17 protein-coding genes and 1 riboswitch are annotated in these 22,346 nt (G+C 70.9%); of the genes, 7 read left to right on the top strand and 10 right to left on the bottom strand.

The features are described 5' to 3' along the window. The first annotated feature begins 82 nt into the window (after nucleotides 1-82). Nucleotides 83-1,519: an SWIM zinc finger family protein gene (locus tag ACZ7L9_RS11630; RefSeq protein ID WP_471414482.1), complete on the top strand. Its 1,437-nt coding sequence runs from the start codon at nucleotides 83-85 to the stop codon at nucleotides 1,517-1,519. A 77-nt stretch (nucleotides 1,520-1,596) separates the two neighbouring features. Then, complete coding sequence (locus tag ACZ7L9_RS11625; RefSeq protein ID WP_471414481.1) at nucleotides 1,597-3,237, top strand: DUF5691 domain-containing protein; 1,641 nt, start codon at nucleotides 1,597-1,599, stop codon at nucleotides 3,235-3,237. Nucleotides 3,238-3,411: 174 nt separating this feature from the next. Here ACZ7L9_RS11625 and ACZ7L9_RS11620 read toward each other — a convergent pair whose 3' ends face one another. After that, nucleotides 3,412-3,825, bottom strand: coding sequence for a cobalamin B12-binding domain-containing protein (locus ACZ7L9_RS11620; protein WP_266748044.1), 414 nt, complete (start codon nucleotides 3,823-3,825; stop codon nucleotides 3,412-3,414). A 427-nt stretch (nucleotides 3,826-4,252) separates the two neighbouring features. On the opposite strand from ACZ7L9_RS11620, the gene ACZ7L9_RS11615 reads away from it, so the two are divergent. Next, nucleotides 4,253-5,146, top strand: coding sequence for an esterase/lipase family protein (locus ACZ7L9_RS11615; protein ID WP_471414479.1), 894 nt, complete (start codon nucleotides 4,253-4,255; stop codon nucleotides 5,144-5,146). Between the two features lie 336 nt (nucleotides 5,147-5,482). After that, the gene (locus ACZ7L9_RS11610) at nucleotides 5,483-7,000 is read left to right on the top strand and encodes a M23 family metallopeptidase (protein WP_471414477.1); all 1,518 of its coding nucleotides are present in this window, start codon (nucleotides 5,483-5,485) and stop codon (nucleotides 6,998-7,000) included. Nucleotides 7,001-7,081: 81 nt separating this feature from the next. On the opposite strand, the gene pcrA is transcribed toward ACZ7L9_RS11610, so the two are convergent. Next, nucleotides 7,082-9,526 carry a DNA helicase PcrA gene (gene pcrA / locus ACZ7L9_RS11605; RefSeq protein WP_471414475.1) on the bottom strand — a complete coding sequence of 815 codons (2,445 nt, stop codon included), beginning with the start codon at nucleotides 9,524-9,526 and terminating at the stop codon, nucleotides 7,082-7,084. 280 nt (nucleotides 9,527-9,806) lie between these two features. Beyond that, a riboswitch (cyclic di-AMP (ydaO/yuaA leader) is annotated at nucleotides 9,807-9,971 on the top strand. Between pcrA and ACZ7L9_RS11600 the strand changes: the two genes are divergently transcribed. Next, nucleotides 9,970-11,145 carry a C40 family peptidase gene (locus ACZ7L9_RS11600; protein WP_471414473.1) on the top strand — a complete coding sequence of 392 codons (1,176 nt, stop codon included), beginning with the start codon at nucleotides 9,970-9,972 and terminating at the stop codon, nucleotides 11,143-11,145. (Overlaps the previous riboswitch by 2 nt.) Nucleotides 11,146-11,253: 108 nt before the next feature. Here the strand turns inward: ACZ7L9_RS11600 and ACZ7L9_RS11595 are convergent, their stop codons facing one another. Further along, a complete protein-coding gene (locus tag ACZ7L9_RS11595) occupies nucleotides 11,254-11,607 on the bottom strand; it encodes a hypothetical protein (protein WP_471414472.1) in 354 nt (117 codons plus the stop codon). A gap of 356 nt (nucleotides 11,608-11,963) precedes the next feature. Here ACZ7L9_RS11595 and ACZ7L9_RS11590 point away from each other — a divergent pair, with 356 nt between their 5' ends. Further along, a complete protein-coding gene (locus ACZ7L9_RS11590; protein ID WP_471414470.1) occupies nucleotides 11,964-13,010 on the top strand; it encodes a C40 family peptidase in 1,047 nt (348 codons plus the stop codon). A gap of 58 nt (nucleotides 13,011-13,068) precedes the next feature. Here the strand turns inward: ACZ7L9_RS11590 and ACZ7L9_RS11585 are convergent, their stop codons facing one another. Both ACZ7L9_RS11585 and ACZ7L9_RS11580 read right to left on the bottom strand, forming a co-directional pair. Next, complete coding sequence (locus tag ACZ7L9_RS11585) at nucleotides 13,069-13,764, bottom strand: LuxR C-terminal-related transcriptional regulator (protein ID WP_471414468.1); 696 nt, start codon at nucleotides 13,762-13,764, stop codon at nucleotides 13,069-13,071. Further along, a complete protein-coding gene (locus ACZ7L9_RS11580) occupies nucleotides 13,748-15,049 on the bottom strand; it encodes a PspC domain-containing protein (RefSeq protein WP_471414466.1) in 1,302 nt (433 codons plus the stop codon). The genes ACZ7L9_RS11585 and ACZ7L9_RS11580 overlap by 17 nt, the downstream gene beginning before the upstream one ends. A 179-nt stretch (nucleotides 15,050-15,228) precedes the next feature. On the opposite strand from ACZ7L9_RS11580, the gene ACZ7L9_RS11575 reads away from it, so the two are divergent. Then, nucleotides 15,229-16,569 carry a PspC domain-containing protein gene (locus ACZ7L9_RS11575; RefSeq protein WP_471414465.1) on the top strand — a complete coding sequence of 447 codons (1,341 nt, stop codon included), beginning with the start codon at nucleotides 15,229-15,231 and terminating at the stop codon, nucleotides 16,567-16,569. Between the two features lie 156 nt (nucleotides 16,570-16,725). On the opposite strand, the gene ACZ7L9_RS11570 is transcribed toward ACZ7L9_RS11575, so the two are convergent. The 5 genes from ACZ7L9_RS11570 to guaA all read right to left on the bottom strand — a co-directional run bounded on the left by ACZ7L9_RS11570 (nucleotide 16,726) and on the right by guaA (nucleotide 21,987). Continuing rightward, a complete protein-coding gene (locus ACZ7L9_RS11570; RefSeq protein WP_471414680.1) occupies nucleotides 16,726-17,235 on the bottom strand; it encodes a DoxX family protein in 510 nt (169 codons plus the stop codon). A 175-nt stretch (nucleotides 17,236-17,410) separates the two neighbouring features. Further along, nucleotides 17,411-18,679 carry a hypothetical protein gene (locus ACZ7L9_RS11565; protein ID WP_471414464.1) on the bottom strand — a complete coding sequence of 423 codons (1,269 nt, stop codon included), beginning with the start codon at nucleotides 18,677-18,679 and terminating at the stop codon, nucleotides 17,411-17,413. 113 nt (nucleotides 18,680-18,792) lie between these two features. Then, nucleotides 18,793-19,563: a class II aldolase/adducin family protein gene (locus tag ACZ7L9_RS11560; RefSeq protein WP_471414462.1), complete on the bottom strand. Its 771-nt coding sequence runs from the start codon at nucleotides 19,561-19,563 to the stop codon at nucleotides 18,793-18,795. Nucleotides 19,564-19,674: 111 nt separating this feature from the next. Further along, nucleotides 19,675-20,277, bottom strand: a complete 603-nt coding sequence (locus tag ACZ7L9_RS11555; RefSeq protein ID WP_471414460.1) for a Uma2 family endonuclease — start codon at nucleotides 20,275-20,277, stop codon at nucleotides 19,675-19,677. Nucleotides 20,278-20,391: 114 nt separating this feature from the next. Then, entirely contained in the window at nucleotides 20,392-21,987 is a 1,596-nt protein-coding gene (gene guaA, locus ACZ7L9_RS11550) for a glutamine-hydrolyzing GMP synthase (protein WP_471414459.1), read from the bottom strand. Nucleotides 21,988-22,346 lie beyond the last annotated feature (359 nt).

The following is a 22,346-nucleotide window of genomic DNA, read 5'->3' as shown; positions in this document are numbered from 1 at the left end:
AGCGAAAGTAGAGCCAAGGTCTGCTCAACGACGAATCAGCAGGTCAGGTCAATTGTCAGTGGTGGGTTCTACCGTCGTTCCCATGCTGCTATCTCACGGGGGAGAACCCTTGCGCACCGCCGACCCGGCGGCGCGCTGGACGGTGGAGCAGGTCCTGGCCCTGGCTCCTGACGAGGCATCACGCAAGGCGGGGAGCAAGCTCGGTTCGACCGGCCCTTGGTCGGGCAGCGGATGTGACGGTTCGGGTGCGGTGTGGGGGCTGTGCAAGGGAAGCGGAAGCAAGCCGTATCAGACGGTGGCGGACACCACCGGCCCTGCGTACAAGTGCAGTTGCCCCAGCCGGAAGTTCCCGTGCAAGCACGCGCTGGGCCTGCTGCTGGTCTGGGCGTCCGGCGAATCGGCCCTGCCCACGGGCGAGGTTCCGGACTGGGCCGGTGAGTGGCTGACGGGCCGTCGCAAGCGCGCGGCGGAGAAGGAGGGGAAGGACGGGCCCGGGGCGGGCGGCGCCCCGGCCACGGGCCCGGCCGACCCGGAAGCCGCCCGGCGACGTGCCGAGCGCCGGGCCCAGCGGATCACCGGCGGGGCACAGGAGCTCGAGCAGCGGCTGACGGACCTGCTGCGCGGCGGTCTCGCGGCGGCCGATCAATCGGGGTACGGGCTGTGGGACGAGACGGCGGCCCGCATGGTCGATGCCCAGGCGCCCGGACTGGCCGCCCGCGTAAGGGAATTGGGGTCCATCCCCGGGTCCGGCCAGGGCTGGCCGGTACGGCTGCTGGAGGAGTGCGCGCTGCTGCATCTGCTGGACAGCGCCTGGCTGGGAATCAGCCGGCTGTCGGAGCCGTTGGCCGCCACCGTGCGTACCCGGGTGGGGCTGACCGCCTCCGCCGAAGGCCCACCGATCCGCGACAAGTGGCTGGTCCTCGCGCAGTACGACACCCCGGACGGCAAAATCGTCGCACGCCGGATCTGGCTCCACGGCAAGGACTCGGGCCGCGCGGCGCTGCTGCTCTCCTTCGGTGCGGCCGGGCGCTCCCCCGGGCTGGCACTGCCGGTGGGTGTCACGATCGACGCCGAGATCACACCCCATCCGGGCATGGGCCGGCTACGGGCGGAGCTGGGCCGGCAGTTCGGTGTCCCGTCCCCGGCAGGCACGCCGCCTCCGGGTGGCACGGTAGCGACCGCGATCAGCGCGTACGGGGACGCTCTGCGGGACGACCCGTGGCTCGACACCTGGCCGGTGACGCTGCACGAGGTCATACCCGTGCCGTCCGGAGACGGCTGGCAACTGGTCGACGCGGCGGGCGAGGCGGCCCTGCCCCTCGCTCCGTCCGCACTGTCCCGGCCCGGGCTGTGGAAGCTCGTCGCGCTCTCCGGCGGCTTTCCGGTCACGGTCTTCGGCGAATGCGGCCACCGCGGTTTCGACCCGCTCGCGGCCTGGTCCGCGAACGGGGACGACGCCGTAGGCCGCGCCGAGGTCAGCAGCGCCGACACGGCGTCCGAGACCGTGCGGCTCATCTGACGCTGAATTCGAAGGATTCGAAGGACTCATTCGAAGTACTCACAGGGTTCGAAAGGTCGAAGTCCGAAGGGGGACGAATGCCTCGCACCATCACACCCGCGCCATGGGAAGACCTCGTCACTACGGCGCTTCTCGGCACCGACCGCCGGCCGACGGAGGGAAACGGCGGACCGGCCGGACTGCTGGACGCGGCGGCGCTCCACACCGTACGGCGCAGAGCGGGTCTGCTGCCCGCCCATGCCGCCCCCCGGCCCGAGCCGGCGCCCGCCGACCCGAGGCCACCGCTGCCCACGGCCGCGCGTCGCAGACTGGCCCAGTTGCTCGCGGACCGGTCGGCGGCCGGCGGCTCCGGTGGTCGGCGCGGTACGGCCCCCGATCTCACGGAACTGATCCCGCAGTGGCTGACCACCGCCAATCAGCATGGCTTCCGGGCCCCGGCCGCGCTGCTCCCGCCCCTGCTCGACGCAGCCAGATCCCGTACCGATCTGCGGCCGCAGGCCCTGGCCTTCGCCGGGCCCCGCGGGCTGTGGCTGGCCGGGCTGAACCCCGAATGGAAGTTCGCGCTGCGCGGCTCGTCCGGCGGCTCGTTGCTGCCCGACGTCACCGATTCGGAAGCGGTCGCCCGGTTGTGGGAGGAGGGTCTGTTCGCCGAACGGGTCGCCCTGCTCGGGGCAGTACGGGCACACGATCCCGCGCAAGCGCTCGCGCTGCTCGCCACCACATGGTCCACCGAGCGCGCCGAAGACCGGCTGATGTTCCTCGACTCACTGCGCACGGGGCTGTCCGCCGTGGACGAGACCTTCCTGGAACAGGCCCTCTCCGACCGCAGCCGCAATGTCCGCTCGACGGCTGCCGAACTGCTTTCCGGGCTGCCGGAGTCGGCGTTCGCCGCACGGATGGCGGCCCGCGCGATGTCCTGTGTGAGCCCGGACCTCGCGGACGACGACGCCTCCGTCGCCGTGGAGGCCCCGCACGAATGCGACGCCGCGATGGAGCGCGACGGCGTGGTGGCGGTGCCGCCGTCCGGGCGGGGGGAACGGTCCTGGTGGTTCGGCCAGTTGGTGGAGGCGACCCCGCTCGCCACCTGGACGGCGCGGTTCGGCGGGCGCACCGCGCAGGAGATCGTCGGCCTGCCGGTGTCCGACGGCTGGGCCGAGGAACTGCACGCCGCCTGGTGCCGGGCAGCGGTGCGCCAACGGGATCCGCAGTGGGCCCGCGCACTGCTCGGCGTCCCCTCCGCCCCTCCGTCGAACGGCCCCGGCACGGCGTCCATCGCCGAGCGGTCGAAGCTCCTTGCCGTACTTCCCGCGGCCGAACGGGGCGATTGGGTGGCCGACTTCATCGCGGCGCACGGGCTGTCGGAGGCGTTCCAGCTGCTCGGGGTCTGCCCGACACCCTGGTCCGAACCGCTCGGCCGCTCGGTCGTCGACGCCCTCGACATCGCCCGGGACGCGGGCAGCTACCCCTGGAGCTTCAGCGGCGTGATGGGCCTGGCCGAACGCTGCCTGAACCCGGCCGAGGCAGACCGCCTGGAGGTCCTCACCACCACCTCGGACGAACCGGAGAACGCCTCACCGGGCGCCACCGGCTACTGGTCGGAGGCCTTCCAACGACTGGTCTCCACACTGCGACTGCGCGCGGCGATGGACCTGGAACTGATACCGGGCCGAGACGGATCGGAGCACTTCGACCGCGGGAAGCACAGCAGCCCCGGCTGAGGACTGCTCAGCGGCCGCGGGGGGCCTGGCACGGGGCTCCTGAGCGCGGGGGCCTGGCGGCGCGGGCGGGAACGAGGGACAGGTATCAGTCCCGGTGGCCTTGGCCCAGTGACCGCGACCGGGCAGCCGGGCCCGGCAGGGCCGGTGCCCGGGCCGTCGGCCTGGGTGGTGAGGTCAGGCTTCCGCGGGGTGGCGGACGTTTGCGTTGACCCAGTCGACGATCGACGCCGTCGTCGCGCCCGGGGTGAAGATCGCCGCGACGCCCTGTTCCTTCAGCGGTGCGATGTCCGCCTCCGGAATGATGCCGCCGCCGAAGACCTTGATGTCCTCCGCCTCGCGCTCCTTCAAGAGCTCGATCACCTTGGCGAAGAGCGTGTTGTGCGCACCGGAGAGGATCGAGAGGCCGATCGCGTCGGCGTCCTCCTGAATCGCGGTGTCCACGATCTGCTCGGGCGTCTGGTGGAGCCCGGTGTAGATGACCTCCATACCGGCGTCGCGCAGCGCCCGCGCGATCACCTTGGCTCCGCGATCATGGCCGTCCAGGCCCGGCTTGGCCACCACCACACGGATCGGACCGGTCACACCCATCACTGCCTCCACATGCGTCTCCCGTGCCTGAAGGGCCGGGGATGTGAACGAACGTTATCCACAGCATCCCGCAACCCGCCGTTTCGCGGTGGACGGGGAGGGGGAAATCACACGTGGGACATGTTCACCGGGCGCCGTTCCCTTCGACGCGGCACACCCGCCGTGCGGGACCGGCCGCCAGGGGAGCCGCTACGAGGTCGCCGTACCACCGCGCCGCCAGCCGCGCGGCACGGTGGTGCGGACCGCCGGGACCGCCGGCATCGGGTCCGACGGCCGGTCGTTCACCGGTCACCACCGGCGAGCAGGCGCCCGCCCATCGGGACCGAACCCCGGGCCGGGCCGACCGCCCGTACCTCCGCAACGGCACCCCGTGAGGGCACACGGGGACCGGAGCCGCCTCCCCGCTTGCCGAAGCAGGAGGTCGGCCATGCAGGTCCTGCCTTTCCCGCCGCTACTGCCGCGCCGGCCGTGTCCGTGCCGCACCCGGCCGACATCCGCACTGCTCAAGGCCACCGTGCTCGAACTGGTGGTTCTCACCGGGCACGTACTCCTGTACCCCACCGGCATCGCCGGGGAGCGGCGGCCCACGCCACGCCCGGCCGGACCACCCACCGGCCCCGCGCCCGCCGGGACGTCCGCCCTCCTCACCGAGGGCGGCGAGCGGCCGCCCGTCGTACTCCTGCACGGTTTCATCGACAACCGTTCGATCTTCGTCCTGCTCCGCCGCTCCCTCGCCCGGCACGGCCGGCGCCATCTGGAGTCGCTCAACTACTCGCCGCTGACCTGTGACATCCGTACGGCGGCTGAGCTGCTCGGGCGGCACGTCGAGGAGATCTGCGCCCGCACCGGACACCACGAGGTCGACATCGTCGGGCACAGCCTCGGCGGCCTGATCGCCCGCTACTACGTGCAGCGACTGGGCGGTGACCAGCGGGTCCGCACCCTGGTCACACTCGGCACACCGCACGGGGGCACGGCCGTCGCCCCGCTGGCCGGCGCTCACCCCATCGTGCGCCAGATGCGTACGGGCTCCGCGCCGATCGAGGAACTGCGCAGGCCGGCGCCCGGCTGCCGCACCCGGTTCGTGAGCTTCTGGAGCGAGCTGGACCGGGTGATCGTCCCTGCCGAGGCGGCCTGCATCGACCATCCGGATCTCGACGCGCTGAACGTACGCGTCAGCGGGATCGGCCACCTCGCACTCCCGGTGCACCCGACCGTCGCCACCGCGGTCCGGCAGGCGCTGGAATCCGGCGAATCGACGACCGAAACCGTAGGAACTTCCGGGGCCGAGGGAGATTCCGAGTCCGGAGGAGCTGCCTGAGCCCGGCGTGCTGCGGCTTCGCCCACCGGGCACCAGCACCAACACCAGCACCAGCACCAGCACCACAAGTCACTCGAGCTTCCATGGCACATGGCCACCCCGCCGGCCTCCGCCGGACCGCACGAATAGAACGGGTTTCGAACATAGAGCCAAGGCTGTGTAGACAGTCCGTCGAAAGGCGGCCGATTGCCCGTTTCCTGAGCCACCCGAACCCGTCGAAGATTGTCGACGTCGCATACCGCCGGGTACAGTCGCGGCCACTGCTCCCCCTGGGATTCGGAATTCCCCACCGGACCCCGCTACACAGGTCCTGCTGCCGAGGCGAGAGAGAAGTTGGTGAACGACCAGCACCCCCACGCCGGGTTCGCCGGATACGACAGCAAGGCCACCGGCAGCTTCGACAGCGATCCACTCTTCGGCTCCCTCCCCGGTCACTACGACGGCGCGTACGACAGCGGTTACGACACCGGGCAGGCCGGATACAGCGGCCAGTACGACTCCACCCAGTGGGACACGGGCGCGCACCCGACCACCTCGTACGACGCCTACGCCCCGTATGCGGCACAGCCCGAGCAGCAGCAGTACGGCGCAGGCCCGGTGTACGACACCACAGCCACCTGGGCGTCCACCGCCACCGCCACCTTCGCCGACGTTCCGGCACAGGGTGGCGCACCGGACGCCACGGGCCAGTGGGAGACCGACGGCTGGCACCAGACCGGCCAATGGACGACGACCGGCACGGCGGCCTACGACACCGGCGCGTACGACGCCACCGCATGGAACACCGGCGGCACGCTCGAGCACGAAGAGCAAACCGCGCAAAGCGCGCAAACCACACAGGTGTTGCACGAGACACCAGCGCCACACGAGGCACACGAGGCTTACGACGCACACCAGTCGTACGACCCGTTCGAGGCCCCCCACACCACCGAGTTCAGCCTTCCGGAGACGGACTTCGACACCGACGGGCACGAAGCCGCCGCCGAAACCACCGAAGCCTCCGAAGCCACCTGCGACGACAAGACCGCCGCCGCGAACCGCGACACGGCCGACGCTCCCCTCGATGCCCACCGCCCCCGCAGCCGCCCCGCCACCCGCGGCACCGGCGGTCGCAGCCGGCGGCGTTCTCCCGCGAAGCGTTCCGCGCTCCTTACCGTCGCCGTTCCCTCCGCCTGTGTGATGAGCGTGGCCGGTATCGCCGCGGCCTCCGTCGGCGGACTGGGTGGCGAGGACAAGAAGGACGACAAGACGACCACGATGGCGGCCGCCGACCCCGGCTCCGTCAAGCCGCTCGCCGCCAACAACAAGCTGGACACCCAGCTCGCCAACCTCAGGGCCGACGCCCAGAACTTCGGCGACCGCGTCAGCCGTACCCAGGAACGCATCGATCTGCGCGAACGGCAGGCCGCCGAGAAGAAGAAGCGCGAGGAAGAGGCCGCGCGCAGGGAGGCGTTGCGCCCGAAGTACGTGATGCCCGTCGCGCAGCACGGCCTCAGCGCGTACTTCGGCCAGGCGGGCGTCAACTGGATGTCCGTGCACACGGGCATCGACTTCCCCGTCTCGTACGGCACGCCCGTGATGGCCGCGACCGACGGCACCGTACGCACCCAGTGGAACAGCGCCTACGGGAACATGGCCATCGTCACCATGGCGGACGGGACCGAGACCTGGTACTGCCATCTCAGCAGCACCAGGATCCGCTCGGGCCCCGTCAAGGCCGGTGACGTCATCGCGTACTCCGGCAACTCCGGGAACTCGACCGGCCCGCACCTGCACTTCGAGGTACGGCCCGGTGGCGGTGCGGCGATAAACCCGCTCCCCTGGCTCCGCTACCACGGCGTCAACCCGACCTGAGCCACCCCGCACCCGACGGCGGCCGGAGCAACAGCCCCGGCCGCCTGCCCGTACGCCCCTCCGCCCGACCCAAGAGGAGCGCTAAAGCTTCTCGACCGGCGCGTACCGCAGCAGCAGCTTCTTCGGCCGTTCGTCCCCGAAGTCGACCGTCGCCTTCGCCTGGTCGCCGATCCCCTCGACGGCGGTCACCGTGCCGAGCCCGAACTGGTCGTGCGTGACGCGGTCCCCGACGGCCAGCGTGATCGTCGGCTTGTCCGAGGTCCGCCGGGTCGCGAAGCCCGAGGGGCCGGAGCGCGAACGGGACGACGACAACGACGAGGTGATCCCCGACGTCGGTCCGGCCGGGGCCGCCATCGGCCCGGTCCGCTTCCACTCCAGGTGCTGGTCCGGGATCTCCTCCAGGAACCGCGACGGCGGGTTGTACGAGGGCTGACCCCACGCGCTGCGCATCGCCGCCCGGGTCAGATAGAGCCGCTCGCGGGCCCGGGTGATGCCTACGTATGCGAGCCGCCGCTCCTCCTCCAGCTCCTTGACCTGGCCGAGCGCCCGCATGTGCGGGAAGACGCCGTCCTCCATGCCGGTCAGGAAGACCACCGGGAATTCGAGGCCCTTCGCGGTGTGCAGCGTCATCAGCGTGATGACGCCGGAGCCGTCCTCGTCCTCGTCGGGGATCTGGTCGGAGTCGGCGACGAGCGCGACCCGCTCCAGGAACTCGGCGAGGGTGCCCGCGCCTTCCTCGCCGGCCTCTCCCCGCTCCTGCTCGAATTCGAGGGCGACGGCGGCGAGTTCCTGAAGGTTCTCGATACGGGTCTCGTCCTGCGGGTCGGTGGACGCCTGGAGCTCGGCGAGATAGCCGGTCCGCTCCAGGACGGCTTCCAGGACCACCGCCGGGCCCGCGCCGGACTCGACGATCGTGCGCAGCTCCTCCATCAGCGTGTTGAACCGCTTGACGGCATTGGCCGACCGGGCCGCCATGCCGTACGCCTCGTCGACCCGGCGCAGCGCCTGCGGGAAGGTGATCTTCTCGCGCATCGACAGCGCGTCGATCATGGCTTCGGCGCGGTCGCCGATGCCGCGTTTGGGCACATTGAGGATGCGGCGCAGCGGGACGGTGTCCTCGGGGTTGGCGAGGACCCGGAGGTAGGCCAGGACGTCCCGGACCTCCTTGCGTTCGTAGAAGCGCACGCCGCCGACGACCTTGTAGGGCAGTCCGACGCGGATGAAGATCTCTTCGAAGACCCGGGACTGCGCGTTCGTACGGTAGAAGACCGCGACGTCGCCTGCCTTGGCGTCGCCCGCGTCGGTCAGCCGGTCGATCTCGTCGGCGACGAACTGCGCCTCGTCGTGCTCGGTGTCGGCGACATAGCCGGTGATCCGGGCGCCGGTGCCGGCGTTCGTCCAGAGGTTCTTGGGGCGGCGGCTCTCGTTGCGCTCGATGACCGCGTTGGCGGCGGACAGGATCGTCTGCGTGGAGCGGTAGTTCTGCTCCAGCAGGATCGTGGTCGCGTCCGGGTAGTCCTCCTCGAACTGGAGGATGTTGCGGATGGTCGCGCCGCGGAAGGCGTAGATCGACTGGTCCGCGTCACCGACGACGCACAGCTCGGCGGGGGCGTCGCCCTCGCCGACCGGGCCGACCAGTTCGCGTACGAGGGTGTACTGGGCGTGGTTGGTGTCCTGGTACTCGTCGACGAGGACGTGCCGGAACCGGCGGCGGTAGTGCTCCGCGACGTCGGGGAACGCCTGGAGCAGGTGGACCGTCGTCATGATGATGTCGTCGAAGTCCAGCGCGTTGGCCTCGCGCAGCCGGGACTGGTACATCGCGTAGGCCTGGGCGAGGGTCTTCTCGAAACCGTCCGCGGCCTGGCCGGCGAAGGTCTCCTCGTCGATCAGCTCGTTCTTCAGGTTGGAGACCTTCGCCGTGAACGACTTCGGCGGGAAGCGCTTCGGGTCGAGGTCCAGATCGCGGCAGACCAGGGCCATCAGCCGCTTGGAGTCGGCGGCGTCGTAGATCGAGAACGATGACGTGAAGCCGAGCTTCTTCGACTCGCGGCGCAGGATGCGTACGCACGCGCTGTGGAAGGTCATGACCCACATGGCGTTGGCGCGTGGTCCGACGAGCTGCTCGACGCGCTCCTTCATCTCGCCCGCGGCCTTGTTGGTGAAGGTGATCGCCAGGATCTGGCCGGGGTGCACCCCGCGCTCGGCAAGGAGGTGGGCGATCCGGTGGGTCAGCACCCGCGTCTTGCCGGAGCCCGCCCCGGCCACGATGAGCAGCGGGGAGCCCGCGTGGACCACGGCGGCGCGCTGCTCGGTGTTCAGCCCGTCGAGGAGCGCCGCCGGGTCGATGACGGGGCGGTGCGCGCCGTCGCGGTAGTACTCCTCCCTGGGCGGCGGGGGCCCGTCGAATACGCCCGCGAAGAGGTCCTCCGGCACCGCTTCGGGTGCGGGGTCCTCGGGGGGCGGCGGGGGCTCTTCCTCCGAGTGCTGGAGGCCGGCCAGGAAGCTGTCGTCAAAGAGGCTGCTCATCGCTTGTCGAGTCTAGGCCGCCGCACCGACACACGACGGCCGCATGCCGAACCGGACCCGGGCCGCATGACCGACCCCGCCCCGCTACCGGGCACGCAAAGAGAGCGGGCACCCACTCCGGGTGAGGAATTCCGGGCCCCCGGCCGCCCTTGCCGCCCCACTTCGCCGAGGTCACGAAAATGTATCGGGCATATCGAACATCAACCTTCACAGCCGCACCATGGGTTGGCTAGCGTGCTCGTCCGGGCGGCCCGTACCCCCTGAGGCGAACCACGCCGAGCGGGCGCCCACGCCGAATCCGGGCTGCCCTCGCGGGAGTCCGGAACCGGGGACCCACACGCAGCACCGGGGTGAATCGGTCCTTGCCCCCACGCGGACCGTAGGGCAGCCTTCCGTTCCGCCCGAACCCGACAGCTAACCCGGTAGGCGGTCCACGGAAGGAGATGCCGGCCTTGGCGTCGCATCGCAAACCGCGCACCCGGGTGCGCACCACCACACCGGCCGTCGGGCTCACGACGGCGGCACTGGCGTCCGTGACCCTGCTCTCCACGCAGAGCGCGATGGCCGCCCCCGCCCCGAAACCCAGCATCGAGGACGTCCAGAAGAAGGTCGACGACCTCTACCGGCAGGCGGGCACCGCGACCCAGCAGTACAACCAGGCGAAGGAAGCCGCCGCCACCCAGCGCACCAAGGTCGACGCCCTGCTGAATGATGTCGCCCAGCGCGCCGACCAGCTCAACGACGCCCGCAGGACGCTCGGCACGTACGCGGCCGCGCAGTACCGCAGCGGCACCATCGCGCCGAGCGCCACCTTCTTCCTGGCCGACGACCCGCAGTCGTACTTCGACCAGAACCAGCTGATGGACCGGATGACCAGCCGGCAGCAGAAGGCGATCACGGACTTCCGTACGCAGCAGACCAAGGCGGCGAAGAAGCGGGCCGAAGCGGTACAGAGCCTGGAGACGCTGACCACGACGCAGACCACGCTGCGCACCAGCAAGCAGGACGTCCAGAAGAAGCTGGGCGAGGCACGCGCGTTGCTGTCGAAACTGACCGTCGAGGAGAAGGCGCGGCTCGCGGCGCTGGAGCGGAAGAAGGAGGCGGAGGCCCGGCGCAAGGCGGAGGAACTGGCCAAGCAGCAGGCCGCCGCCAAGGCGGAGGCGGACCGTAAGGCCGCAGAGGCCGCGAAGGAAGCAAATTCCGGCAGCGGTACGAGCACGGGCACCGGCACGGGCACCGGCACGGGCACCGGCTCGGACAGCAGCGCCACCACCAAGGCGGAGAAGGTCCTCGCCTTCGCCCGGGCCCAGATCGGCAAGCCGTACGTCTGGGGCGCGACGGGCCCGTCCTCGTACGACTGCTCCGGGCTCACCCAGGCGGCGTGGAAGGCCGCGGGCGTCGGCATCCCGCGCACCACGTGGGACCAGGTGAAAACAGGCACCCGGGTCGCGACGGCGGACCTGCGCCCGGGCGACCTCGTCTTCTTCTACGACGACATCAGCCACGTCGGCATCTACAAGGGCGACGGGATGATGATCCACGCGCCGAAGCCGGGAGCGAATGTGCGCGAGGAGTCGATCTACTACATGCCGATCTACGGCAGCGTGCGGCCGGCGTAGCGGTTCGCGTGGCCGTCGGCCGGGGCGCGGGCCGCGCCCCGGCCGACGCAGGACCCGGGTCCGGCTCAGGCCCCGGCTCTCAGGACAGCGGCCCCAGGTCTCGGTTTCTCAGGTCCAGAGCGTGGCGATGAAGATGTTGGCGAGCGTCAGCCCGCCCACGGCCGAGAAGGCACCCTTGTCGACCTTCTCCTCGTCCCGCTTGATGTAGACCAGCGCGAGTATGACGACCAGGAACAGCAGCTTGACCCCGATCTTGATGTTGTTCACGGTGTTGCCGTCGGCCTGGTTGAGCCCGACCAGCGCGACACCGGTGACCAGCATCGTCAGCGCGCCGTGCAGCATCGCCGGGACGAACCGGGCCGTGCCCGCGCCCATCGCCTTCATCTGGGTCAGGAAGCCGCCCAGCAGAGAGGCGATACCGATGATGTGCAGGGCGACGAAGACATGAATGAGTGCTTCCATGAGGCCGCAGCCTAGCCCCGCCCATATCACCACTCCGCAGGCAGGTGCAGCTTCCTGCCGCTTCACTCGTGTCTGCACCAATTGCCTCACTCTGTTGTCATTTTTCCGATCAAACAGAGACAGTGCCGCGCCAAAATGAGGCAATAGGCGTCATTACGACTCTTCCCCGTGCCCCGGGTTTAGCGTCCCTGGCAGGTGACCGTCTTCACCGCCGCTCCGCACCCGGACGGCACACCGGTCACCCCGCCGAGAAGTCCGGCGGCGGGCCGCTCCCCTGTTGGTGACCCGCCGCCGGACCTCCGGCGGGCCCGCCGGTAGACCCCGACGGGAAGTCGCCAGGAAGGACGCACGCCCCCGTGGCAGCGCACCGGAAACCCAAGCAGCGCCCGTACATCGGCTCTGCTGCCCGCACCGCGGCCACACTCGCCTTCGCCGGGGCCGCCACCGCTGCCGTATTACCGGGTTCGGCACACGCCGACCCCCAGCGAACCCCCGCTCAGATCACCGCCGAGGTGGACCGGCTCTACCACGACGCGGAGGTCGCCACCGAGCAGTACAACGGCGCGAAGGAGCAGGCGACCGCTGCCGCCGACGCCGTCGACACCCTGCGCGACGAGGCCGCTCGCAGGACCGAGCGTCTCAACGCCTCGCGCAACGCACTGGGTTCGCTCGCCGCCGCGCAGTACCGCACCGGCGGCCTCGACCCGTCCGTACAGCTGGCGCTCTCCTCCGACCCCGACCAGTACCTGGAGCGCGCCTCGTACATGGACCGGATCGGCGACCGCCAGGCCGCCGAGGTCGACCAGGTGGAGCGGCAGGTCGCCCGGATCGCCCAACTGCGCTCGCAGGCCAAGGGCAAGCTGGCGGCGCTGGCATCGCGCCAGGCCGAGCTGAAGGAACACAAGGCAACGGTCAGGGCCAAACTGGCCGACGCGCAACGGCTCCTCGCCACCCTGTCCCCGGCCGAGCGCACCGCCTACGAGGTCTCGGACGGCGTGCTTTCCGCCGGCCGCGCCGACCGCAGCACCGCGCGCGGCCCCGTACTGGCCGCCAACTCCCGCGCCGCCGAGGCCGTCGCGTTCGCGTACGGGGCGCTCGGCAAGCCGTACGTCTGGGGCGCGACAGGCCCGTTCTCGTTCGACTGCTCCGGGCTCACCCAGGCCGCCTGGCGCTCCGCCGGCGTCTCGCTGCCCCGGACCACGTACACCCAGATCAACGCCGGACAGCACATCCCGCGCTCCGAACTGGTCCCGGGCGACCTGGTGTTCTTCTACTCGGGCATCAGCCATGTCGGGCTCTACATCGGCAACGGCCAGATGATCCACGCCCCGCACCCGGGAGCGCCGGTCCGGATCGCGCCCATCGATCAAATGCCCTTCGCCGGAGCGACCCGGGTGGCATAGGCTCCCGGCTCCCGGTCAATCGGCGGCCGGTACCGGCCTACCGGTACCGGCCGCCGCCTCAGACCAGCCGTCGCGCCGTCGCCCACCGGGTCAGCTCGTGCCGGTTGGACAGCTGGAGCTTGCGCAGCACCGCCGAGACGTGCGACTCGACCGTCTTCACCGAGATGAACAGCTGCTTGGCGATCTCCTTGTACGCGTAGCCGCGGGCGATCAGCCGCAGCACCTCGCGCTCGCGCTGCGTCAGCCGGTCCAGGTCCTCGTCGACCGGTGGCGCGTCCGTGGAGGCGAAGGCGTCGAGGACGAAGCCGGCCAGCCGCGGCGAGAACACCGCGTCGCCGTCCTGGACCCGGAAGACCGAGTCGACCAGGTCGGTGCCGGTGATCGTCTTGGTGACATAGCCGCGGGCGCCGCCGCGGATGACTCCGATGACGTCCTCGGCGGCGTCCGAGACGGACAACGCCAGGAACCGCACCGGGTTCTCGACCGCGCCCATCAGCGGGGCGCAGCGGCGCAGCACCTCGACGCCGCCGCCGCCCGGCAGGTGGACGTCGAGGAGGACGACCTCGGGGCGGGTCGCCGTGATGACGGTGACCGCCTGGTCGACGTCGGCGGCCTCGCCGACCACCTCGACGCCCGTCTCCTCGGTGCGGCCGATCTCGGCCTGGACGCCGGTGCGGAACATCCGGTGGTCGTCGACGAGCACGACCCGTACCCGGCGCTCCGGGCCCCCGGCCGCCTCAGTGGTCTTGGTCATCGCTCGCCCTCTCCATCTCCAACTCGACTTCCGTGCCCCCGCCGGGCACCGAACGCAGCCGCGCCGTACCGCCGTTGCGCTGCATCCGGCCGATGATTGATTCTCGTACGCCCATTCTGTCCCCCGGTACGGAATCCAGATCGAATCCCGGCCCCCGGTCGCGCACCGAGACGAAGACCGAGCGGCCTTCGACCTCCGCGTAGACCTGCACGGCTCCGCCCTCGCCACCGTACTTGGCGGCGTTGACCATCGCCTCGCGCGCGGCCTGCATCTGCGCGGCCAACTTCTCGTCCAGCGGGCAGTCGCCGACGACGACGACCTCCAGTGGGACGCCGTGCTTGTCCTCGACCTCGGCGGCGGCACGTTTGACCGCCTCGGCGAGGGTCTCGGGTTCGTCGTCCTCGTCCTTGCCGGTGCCCTCGGGGTTGTACAGCCAGTTGCGCAGTTCGCGTTCCTGGGCCCGGGCCAGTCTGCGGACCTCGCCCGCGTCCTCCGCGTGGCGCTGGATCAGGGTGAGGGTGTGCAGCACCGAGTCATGGACATGGGCGGCGACCTCGGCGCGCTCCTGGGCCCGGATCCGCATCGTGCGTTCCTCGGAGAGGTCCTGGGTCATGCGGACGAGGTAGGGGCCGGCCAGCAGCGCGATGCCGGTGAGGACGGCTATCGCGGCGGTGAGGACGTTTCCGAGCTGGGCCGCGGAGCCGCGTACCACCATGAAGACGGCCAGGCCCAGGCCGACCAGGGCGACCCCGGCCAGCGCCCGGGCCAGGTGGAGGACCCGGCGGCGGCTGCCGACCTCCATCCAGCGGGCCCGCCGGGCATTGTCGGCCTGCCGCCACACCAGCACGGAACCGGCGCCGATCAGCAGCGTGGGCCAGATGTAGCGGTCGGCGCCGCTGCCCATGTCGACGTTGCCGACGAAGATCATGGCGCCGATGAACAGCGCGATGAGGGCGAAGATCTGGCCCCTGTCGGGTTTACGGAGCCGGCGCCTGCCGTCCGGGGCGGTCTCGAAGACGGAGCGCGGCGCCTCCACGCCACCGACACCGAGCGGGACGACGATCCAGAACACGGCGTAGAGCAGCGCGCCGAGGCCGTCCGCGAAGAACAGGCCGAGGAAGACGAACCGTACCCAGACGACGGGCAGCCCGAGATGCCCGGCGAGTCCGCGCGCGACACCGCCGAGCATCCGTCCGTCGGCGCTGCGGTACAGCTTGCGCAGCGGCGGCTCCTCCGGGTCGGTTCCGGCGGAGCTCGCGGCGGCTCGGGGAGTGGCGGCTGGCATGACCCGATGGTCACATGCCCGCCCGCGCGACGGCATCAGGGTCCGCCCCGGACTCGACCCTGAGAGCTCGGCTCCGGAAGGCGCGGACGATTCCCCCAGGGGTTCCGCGGGCCAATATCAGGGATCGGCCAGGGTCGGCGCGGGTCCCGGACGGGCGCCCGGCCCGTCACCATGGAGCCATGACCGTTCCCCAGGACGCCTCCCCCGGTGTCGCACCGCCCCCGGCCCCGGGACCTCACCTGCGCCGCAGCTCGCGGCACAAGGTCGTGGCCGGGGTGTGCGGCGGGCTCGGCCGGTACTGCGACGTCGATCCGGTGATCTTCCGGATCGTGCTCGGTGTGCTGTCCGTCACCGGCGGCATCGGACTGATCTTCTACGGCTTCGCCTGGCTGCTGATCCCCCTGGAGGGGGCGGACGAGAACGAGGCGCGCAGACTGCTGTCCGGTCGCGTCGAGGGGGCGTCCCTGATCGCGGCGCTGCTCGCGCTGATCGGCTGCGGGCTGTTCCTCTCGATGCTGGGCAACGGCGGCACGCTGGCGTTCTCCGCGATGCTGACGCTCGCGGTCGTCGGCTTCGCCGTCTGGACGCAGAACCGCAGGACCGCGGCGCCCGAGGACCCGCTGCATCCGGCGACCGCGCAGGCGGCGGCGGACGCGCCGCCCGAGGTGAAGGCCCCGCCCACGCCGGGCAGCCCGTCGTGGTGGCGGGACCCGATCATCAAGGACGGCACCTCGGGGCCGGTGGGCCCCGGCTATCTGTGGGGCCCCGCCGACACCGCGCCGGCCGACCGGGCGGTACGGCCCCGCGGGGCGCCGCCGGAGGACCCGTTCCGCGTGCCCCGGCGGGAGCCCGGCACCACGGGCCCGGTCTCGATCGGCGGTCTCGTGTTCCTGTTCGCGCTGATCGCAGGCGGGCTGGGCACGGGGCTGAGCTGGGACTCCCACCCCCTCGGCACGAGTCTGCAGATCGGTCTGGCCGGCGCGCTCGCGGTGTTCGGACTGGGAATGCTGGTCAGCGCGTTCCTCGGACGGACCGGATTCGGCACGGTCATGCTGTCGATGATCACTGCGGCCCTGCTGGCGGGCGCCTCCACGCTGCCCAAGAACATCACCACCCAGTGGGTGCGTGAGGGCTGGCGGCCGGCCTCGGTGGCGGCGGTCCGGCCGCACTACGAACTGGGCACCGGGGTGGCGCGGCTGGATCTCACGGAGATCACGGTTCCTCCGGGCGGCACCGTCCGTACGGAAGTCAACGTCGGGGCGGGCCGCGCGGTCGTCGTCGTACCGAAGGCGGTGACCGTCAAGGTGGACGCGCGGGCGACCCTCGGCGACATCACTCTGCCGCTCAGCCGGCCGAGCGGCGCACCGGCCGGCAGCAAGGCGCGCGAGGTGGACGTCAATCCCTCGCAGAATGAGCACAGGACGCTGCCGCCGCCCCCGGGGAGCAAACCGGCCGGCACGGTCGAGCTCACTCTCGAAGTCGGCATCGGACAGGTGGAGGTCACCCGTGCTGCGTCATGAGATCCGTCCGGGACGGGCGGTCGCGGGTGTGGTCATGCTCGCGCTGGCAGCGGGATACGCGGCGGACGCGGCGGGGGCCTGGAACGCCCCGTGGGTGTTCTTCTTCCCGCTGTTCTTCGGCGGCCTCTGGCTGGCCGCCACCGCGACCTGGGTGAACTACCTGATCCGTCGCCGTCGGGACGCGAGAAAGGCGTCCACGGAGAACGCCGTGGCCCCGCCGAGCAGCAGCGGCAGCCAGGCCATGAGGTAGGCCAGGTCGTTGCCGAAGTAGTACGGCTCGATCTGCCAGCTCACCGTCAGCCACAGGCTCAGCGAGATCAGTGCCCCGCCGAGCGCGGCGAGCTGTGCCCGGAGCCCGATGAGGGTGCCGATGCCGACGAGGAGTTCGCCGATGGCGATGGCGTACCCGAAGGAGCCGGGGCTCTTCAGCGCGAGGTCGACGAGGGCCGGGATCGCGGACGAGTCGCGAACCGCGTGCATCGTCTCGCCGATGGAGCCGGCGCCGCTCGCGCGGAAGAAGGAACTGTCCGTCAGTTTGTCGAGCCCGGCGTAGATGAAGGTGACGCCGAGAAGGACCCGCAGCGGCAGCAGGGCATGCTCCCGTGCCAGCTCCTTTAGCCCTCTCGGCTCACCCAGACCGCGTACGTTCGTGCCGTACCCCTGCATGTGGCTGCCCGCCTTCCGTAGATCCGTCACCAGACCATACGTACGCGGTGAACGCGCTGTTCACCCGGTGGGGCGTCCGATCGGCGGTGTTCCATGGGCCATCCGATAGGCCGGTGTCCACCAGCCGGTGTCCATCGGCCGGTGACCGTCCGCCCGGCGGGGTCGCCTCCTGCCGTCAGTCCGTCACATCGATCTCGACCCGGTTCGTCTCGACCCCGGCGGCGGTCACGACCTGCACCTCCACCAGCCCCGGTTCCACCTCCACCGGTACCGGCACGGTGAGCAAGCCGTCGGTCGGGTTGGCGAAGCCGCCGGCGACCGGGACCAGCGGCACATGCACATGGACCCGGCCGATCCGTACGACCATGCGGGCCAGCCGGTCCGGCGCCCCGGCGCCGGGCGGCACGAAGCCCGCACCCCGGATCTCGATGTCGTCGCCGGTACGGATCGGCGCGTCCAGATCCCCGGCCTCCCGGGCCCGGACCACCGAGAGCACCACGGGGCGCCCGCCCTCCGCGTACTTCCCGGCGAAGTACGCGAGCGCCGAGACGGTGACCAGCAGCGCGAGGCCCCAGGGCAGGTCGGGCAGCTGCTCGGGCCGCCGGGCCAGCCGGACCGCGGCGAACAGCACGGCAACGGTGCTCACCAGCACGTACTGCACATCCGTGAAGCTGCCCCGCCCCGAGTCGTCGGTGAGCAGATCCGCGGCGCGCGGCCGCTCGGCCCGCAGCTTCTGCAGCCGCCCGGACAGGGCGCGTACGGTCACCACCCGACGTACGACGACGGCGACGGCGCACACCAGCGCCAGCACGGTCACCACCCCTGCGCCCCGGGACAGCTCCAGCCCCTCGATCAGTTCGTCGCGCTCGGCGTGGCCGGAGGCCCCGGCCAGCTGGAGCGCCAGTACGAGGACGGAGAAGACGGCGATCAGCACCCAGGACGCGGCGACCGCCCGGGAGGTGGAGAGCCGGTTGTCCTCGCCGATCACCGGGGCGAACAGGCCGCCGCGGGCCCGGTGGACGTGGGCGGCGGCGGTCAGCAGGCCCGCGGTGACGAGTCCGGCGACGAGCCCCGCCGTACGGGCGTTGGTCCAGCCCGCACCGATGGCGGTGGCGGCCTCGGCGACGACCAGCACGGCGACGCTCCCCCACACCGCGATCAGGGTGCGCCGCCACACCCGGTACAGCCAGACGTCGCCTGCCTCCCGGCCCCGTTCGGCCACGGTCCTGGCCGACTGGGTCAGCTCGTCCGAGACCCACTGGCGGGTCGCGGAGGCGGACTGGGCGACCCCGGGCGGCAGCCCCTGGCCCGCGGCGAATTCGTCCCGTTTGGCCAGGAAGGCGGCCACCGCGCGCCGGTGGCCCTCGCGCGCCCCGTGCGGGCAGTCGCCGCACGTGCAGCCGCCGCCGTGCGTGCCGCTCGCCCTCACCTCGTCCAACGCCACGGAGAACGCCGCCCTTTCAAGCCCCGGTACAGCCAACTCGGCTGTGATTGCTGCGAATTGTGCCGTACGACAGGGCTACGGACCGCATCGGGGCGGCCCGTCGGCGCGTATCGTCAAAATGTGCGACTGATCCGGCGCCACAGCGGCTGGTAGTTGATCCACGCCACCAAATCGCTGCCGAGCTGCTCACGGGTGGCGACGGCGTCCCGGTGCTCGATCAGCACCGGCTTTCCGGCCGCCCGCGCGGCCAGTTGCACCTGGCAGGAGCGTTCGAGTGCGATGAACCACCAGGCGGCCGCGTCCACCGAGTCGCCGACGGTCAGCAGCCCGTGGTTGCGCAGCACGATCGCCTTGTGTCCGCCGAGCGCGGCGGCGATCCGGCGCCCTTCCTCCTCGTCGACCACGACGCCCGTGTATGCGTCGTACAGCACGTGATCTTCGTAGAAGGCGCAGGATTCCTGGGTGATCGGTTCGATGAGCTCGCCGAGCGCGGAGAGGGCCCGTCCGTGCACGGAGTGGGTGTGCGCGACGGCGACGACGTCCGGACGCGCCCGGTGCACCTGCGCATGGACGGCGAACGCCGCCTGATTGACGTGGTGTCGCCCCTCGACGACCTGTCCTTCCCCGTTGACCAGTATCAGCTCGTCCGGCGCGAGCCCGTCGAAGGGGGCCCCGAAGGGGTTGACCCAGAAGCAGTCGGCGAACTCCGGGTCCCGCGCGGTGAGGTGACCGGACACGCCGTCCTCGTACCCGTACTCCCCGAACAGCCTGAGCGCCCCGGCCAGCCGCTCCTTGCGGTACGCGCGTTCCTCGTCGACCGACTGATGGACCGGCGGCAGCGCGAACTGCAGCTGTTCCACAGGTATCGGTGTGGGCTCGGGCATGGCGGCTCCTCCGGACTCCCAGGGCGTACGGGATCGGAAGTTACCGCCGGTTGCCGCAAGTGGCCAGGGGTGTCGGGGAACGATCCGTCGTGGGGCCGGGGACGGGCTCCTTCAGGGGCGGCGACGGTTGATCGCGGTGAGGTCGATATCGATGGGGAAGGGGGCGTCCAGCTTCAGCCTGCTGTGGTGGATGCCGGTGGCCACGTAGGCCCTGAGCGCGGGATCGAGCTCGTAGACGTACACCACCGGGAGGCCCTCGTTCTGCTCCACCCGCCAGAAGTACCGGACGCCTGCGGCAGCGTATTTGCGGGGCTTGACCTCGCGGTCCCTGTCTTCCGACTCCTCCGAGACGACCTCCACGGCCAGAATGACGTCCTCCGGCCGCAGCCACGTGTCGTTCGGTCCGGTATCCGCTCCGAGCGGAACCACGAGCACGTCCGGCTCCGGCCGGTTCCGCTTGTTCAGCCTGATGCTGAATTCCCGGAAGACATCGAGACCGTCCGGAGCCTGGTCGAGAAGTGCGTTTTCCAGCAGACGCATGGTTCGCATATGAAACTTTGTCTGCGGACTCATGAAAACGAGACTCCCGTCGATCAACTCCGTGCGCCTCGGCAGATTCGGCAGCCGGTCGAGGTCGTCAGCAGTCCAGCCACCGGGCGGCGGAACGGGATAGTTGTACTTCTCGTCCAACTCGAACTCGGGTGCGGCGCTCATGATTGCTCCCATGGGAGTGAGTCTCGTCCAATAAGCCAGCCTACCCAGCTGGTACGACAATGCCGCCGCCCAAACGAATGAGCGACGGCATCGGCGTTGACCCTGCAAAAAAGGTCACTCCCACTCGATGGTGCCCGGCGGCTTGCTCGTCACGTCGAGCACGACGCGGTTGACGTCGGCGACCTCGTTGGTGATGCGGGTGGAGATCCTGGCGAGGGTCTCGTACGGCAGGCGCGACCAGTCGGCCGTCATGGCGTCCTCGGAGGAGACCGGGCGCAGGACGATCGGGTGGCCGTACGTGCGGCCGTCGCCCTGCACGCCGACCGACCGGACATCGGCGAGCAGGACCACCGGGCACTGCCAGATGTCGCGGTCCAGACCGGCCGCGGTCAGCTCCTCGCGGGCGATGGCGTCGGCCTCGCGGAGCAGGTCGAGCCGCTCCTTGGTGACCTCGCCGACGATACGGATACCGAGGCCTGGGCCGGGGAACGGCTGGCGCTGGACGATCTCGTCGGGCAGGCCGAGCTCCTGGCCGACCATCCGGACCTCGTCCTTGAACAGCTGGCGCAGCGGCTCGACGAGCTGGAACTCGATGTCGTCGGGAAGACCGCCGACGTTGTGGTGGGACTTGATGTTGGCGGTGCCGGTGCCGCCGCCGGACTCGACGACGTCCGGGTAGAGCGTGCCCTGGACGAGGAAGGCGACCTCTTCGCCGTCGGCGGCGCCCTCGGCCACGAGCTCGGCCTGGGCCTGCTCGAAGACACGGATGAACTCGCGGCCGATGATCTTCCGCTTCTGCTCGGGTTCGGAGACCCCGGCCAGCGCGTCGAGGAAGCGCTGCTCGGCGTCGACGACCTTCAGCTGAACGCCGGTGGAGGCCACGAAGTCCTTCTCGACCTGCTCGCTCTCGCCCTTGCGCATCAGGCCGTGGTCGACGTACACACAGGTCAGCTGGGAGCCGATGGCCTTCTGTACGAGGGCTGCGGCGACCGCGGAGTCCACGCCGCCGGACAGGGCGCAGATGGCGCGCTTGGTACCGACCTGCTCGCGGATCAGCGCGATCTGCTCCTCGACCACATTGGTCGTGGTCCAGGTCGGCTCGATGCCGGCGCCGCGGTAGAGGAAGTGCTCCAGGACCTGCTGACCGTGCGTGGAGTGCAGGACCTCGGGGTGGTACTGGACGCCGTAGAGCTTCTTCTCGTCGTTCTCGAAGGCGGCGACCGGTACGACGTCCGTGGACGCGGTGACCTTGAAGCCCTCGGGGGCGGCGGAGCAGGCGTCGCCGTGCGACATCCAGACCGACTGCTCGGCGGGGGTGCCCTCGAAGAGCGTGGAGCCGGACTTGGAGACGGTGAGCGGGGTGCGGCCGTACTCGCGGGCACCGTTGTCGTCGACGGTGCCGCCGAGCGTGGTGGCCATCAGCTGGAAGCCGTAGCACATGCCGAAGACCGGAACCCCGGCCTCGAAGATCGCCCGGTCGAGGGAGGGCGCGCCCTCCGCGTACACCGAGGAGGGGCCGCCGGACAGGATGATCGCCCGGGGGTTCTTGGCCAGCATCTCGGCCACCGGCATCGTGGACGGGACGATCTCGCTGTAGACCCGGGCCTCACGGACGCGTCGGGCGATGAGCTGGGCGTACTGCGCCCCGAAGTCGACAACGAGAACCACGTCGGTGGCGATGTCGGGGGCGGCGAGGGGTGCTGCTGGCACGGGCGGCCTTCCGGCGGTGAAGGGGGGTCGGTTCTCTCGATTCTACCGGTCCACCCGGGTTACGGAGTCGGCCGTCGTCCCGCCCGGGACCGGGGGCACGGAGCCGGACGTCGTCCCACCCGGGACCGGGGGTGCCGGAAGCACGGGCCACGGAGCGGCCTCCGGGCGGTGTCTCATCATCCGGGCGCCGGGTTGGTCCGCCCGGGCCGACCGGGCCATACTGGGTTCCATGCGTCAGCACACGACCTTCGTCTTTACCTATGGCATCCGGCCCGCCGGCTGCCATGGTCGTGCTGCTTGATCCACTGACAAGCAACGTTCCAGGCGCCCCGGGCCGAAAGGCCCGGGGCGTTCTGGCG

This window comes from Streptomyces sp. NPDC111516, assembly GCF_055635345.1.
The sequence above is the reverse complement of the archived record's forward strand: the minus strand, read 5'-3'. Positions and strand labels throughout refer to the sequence as shown.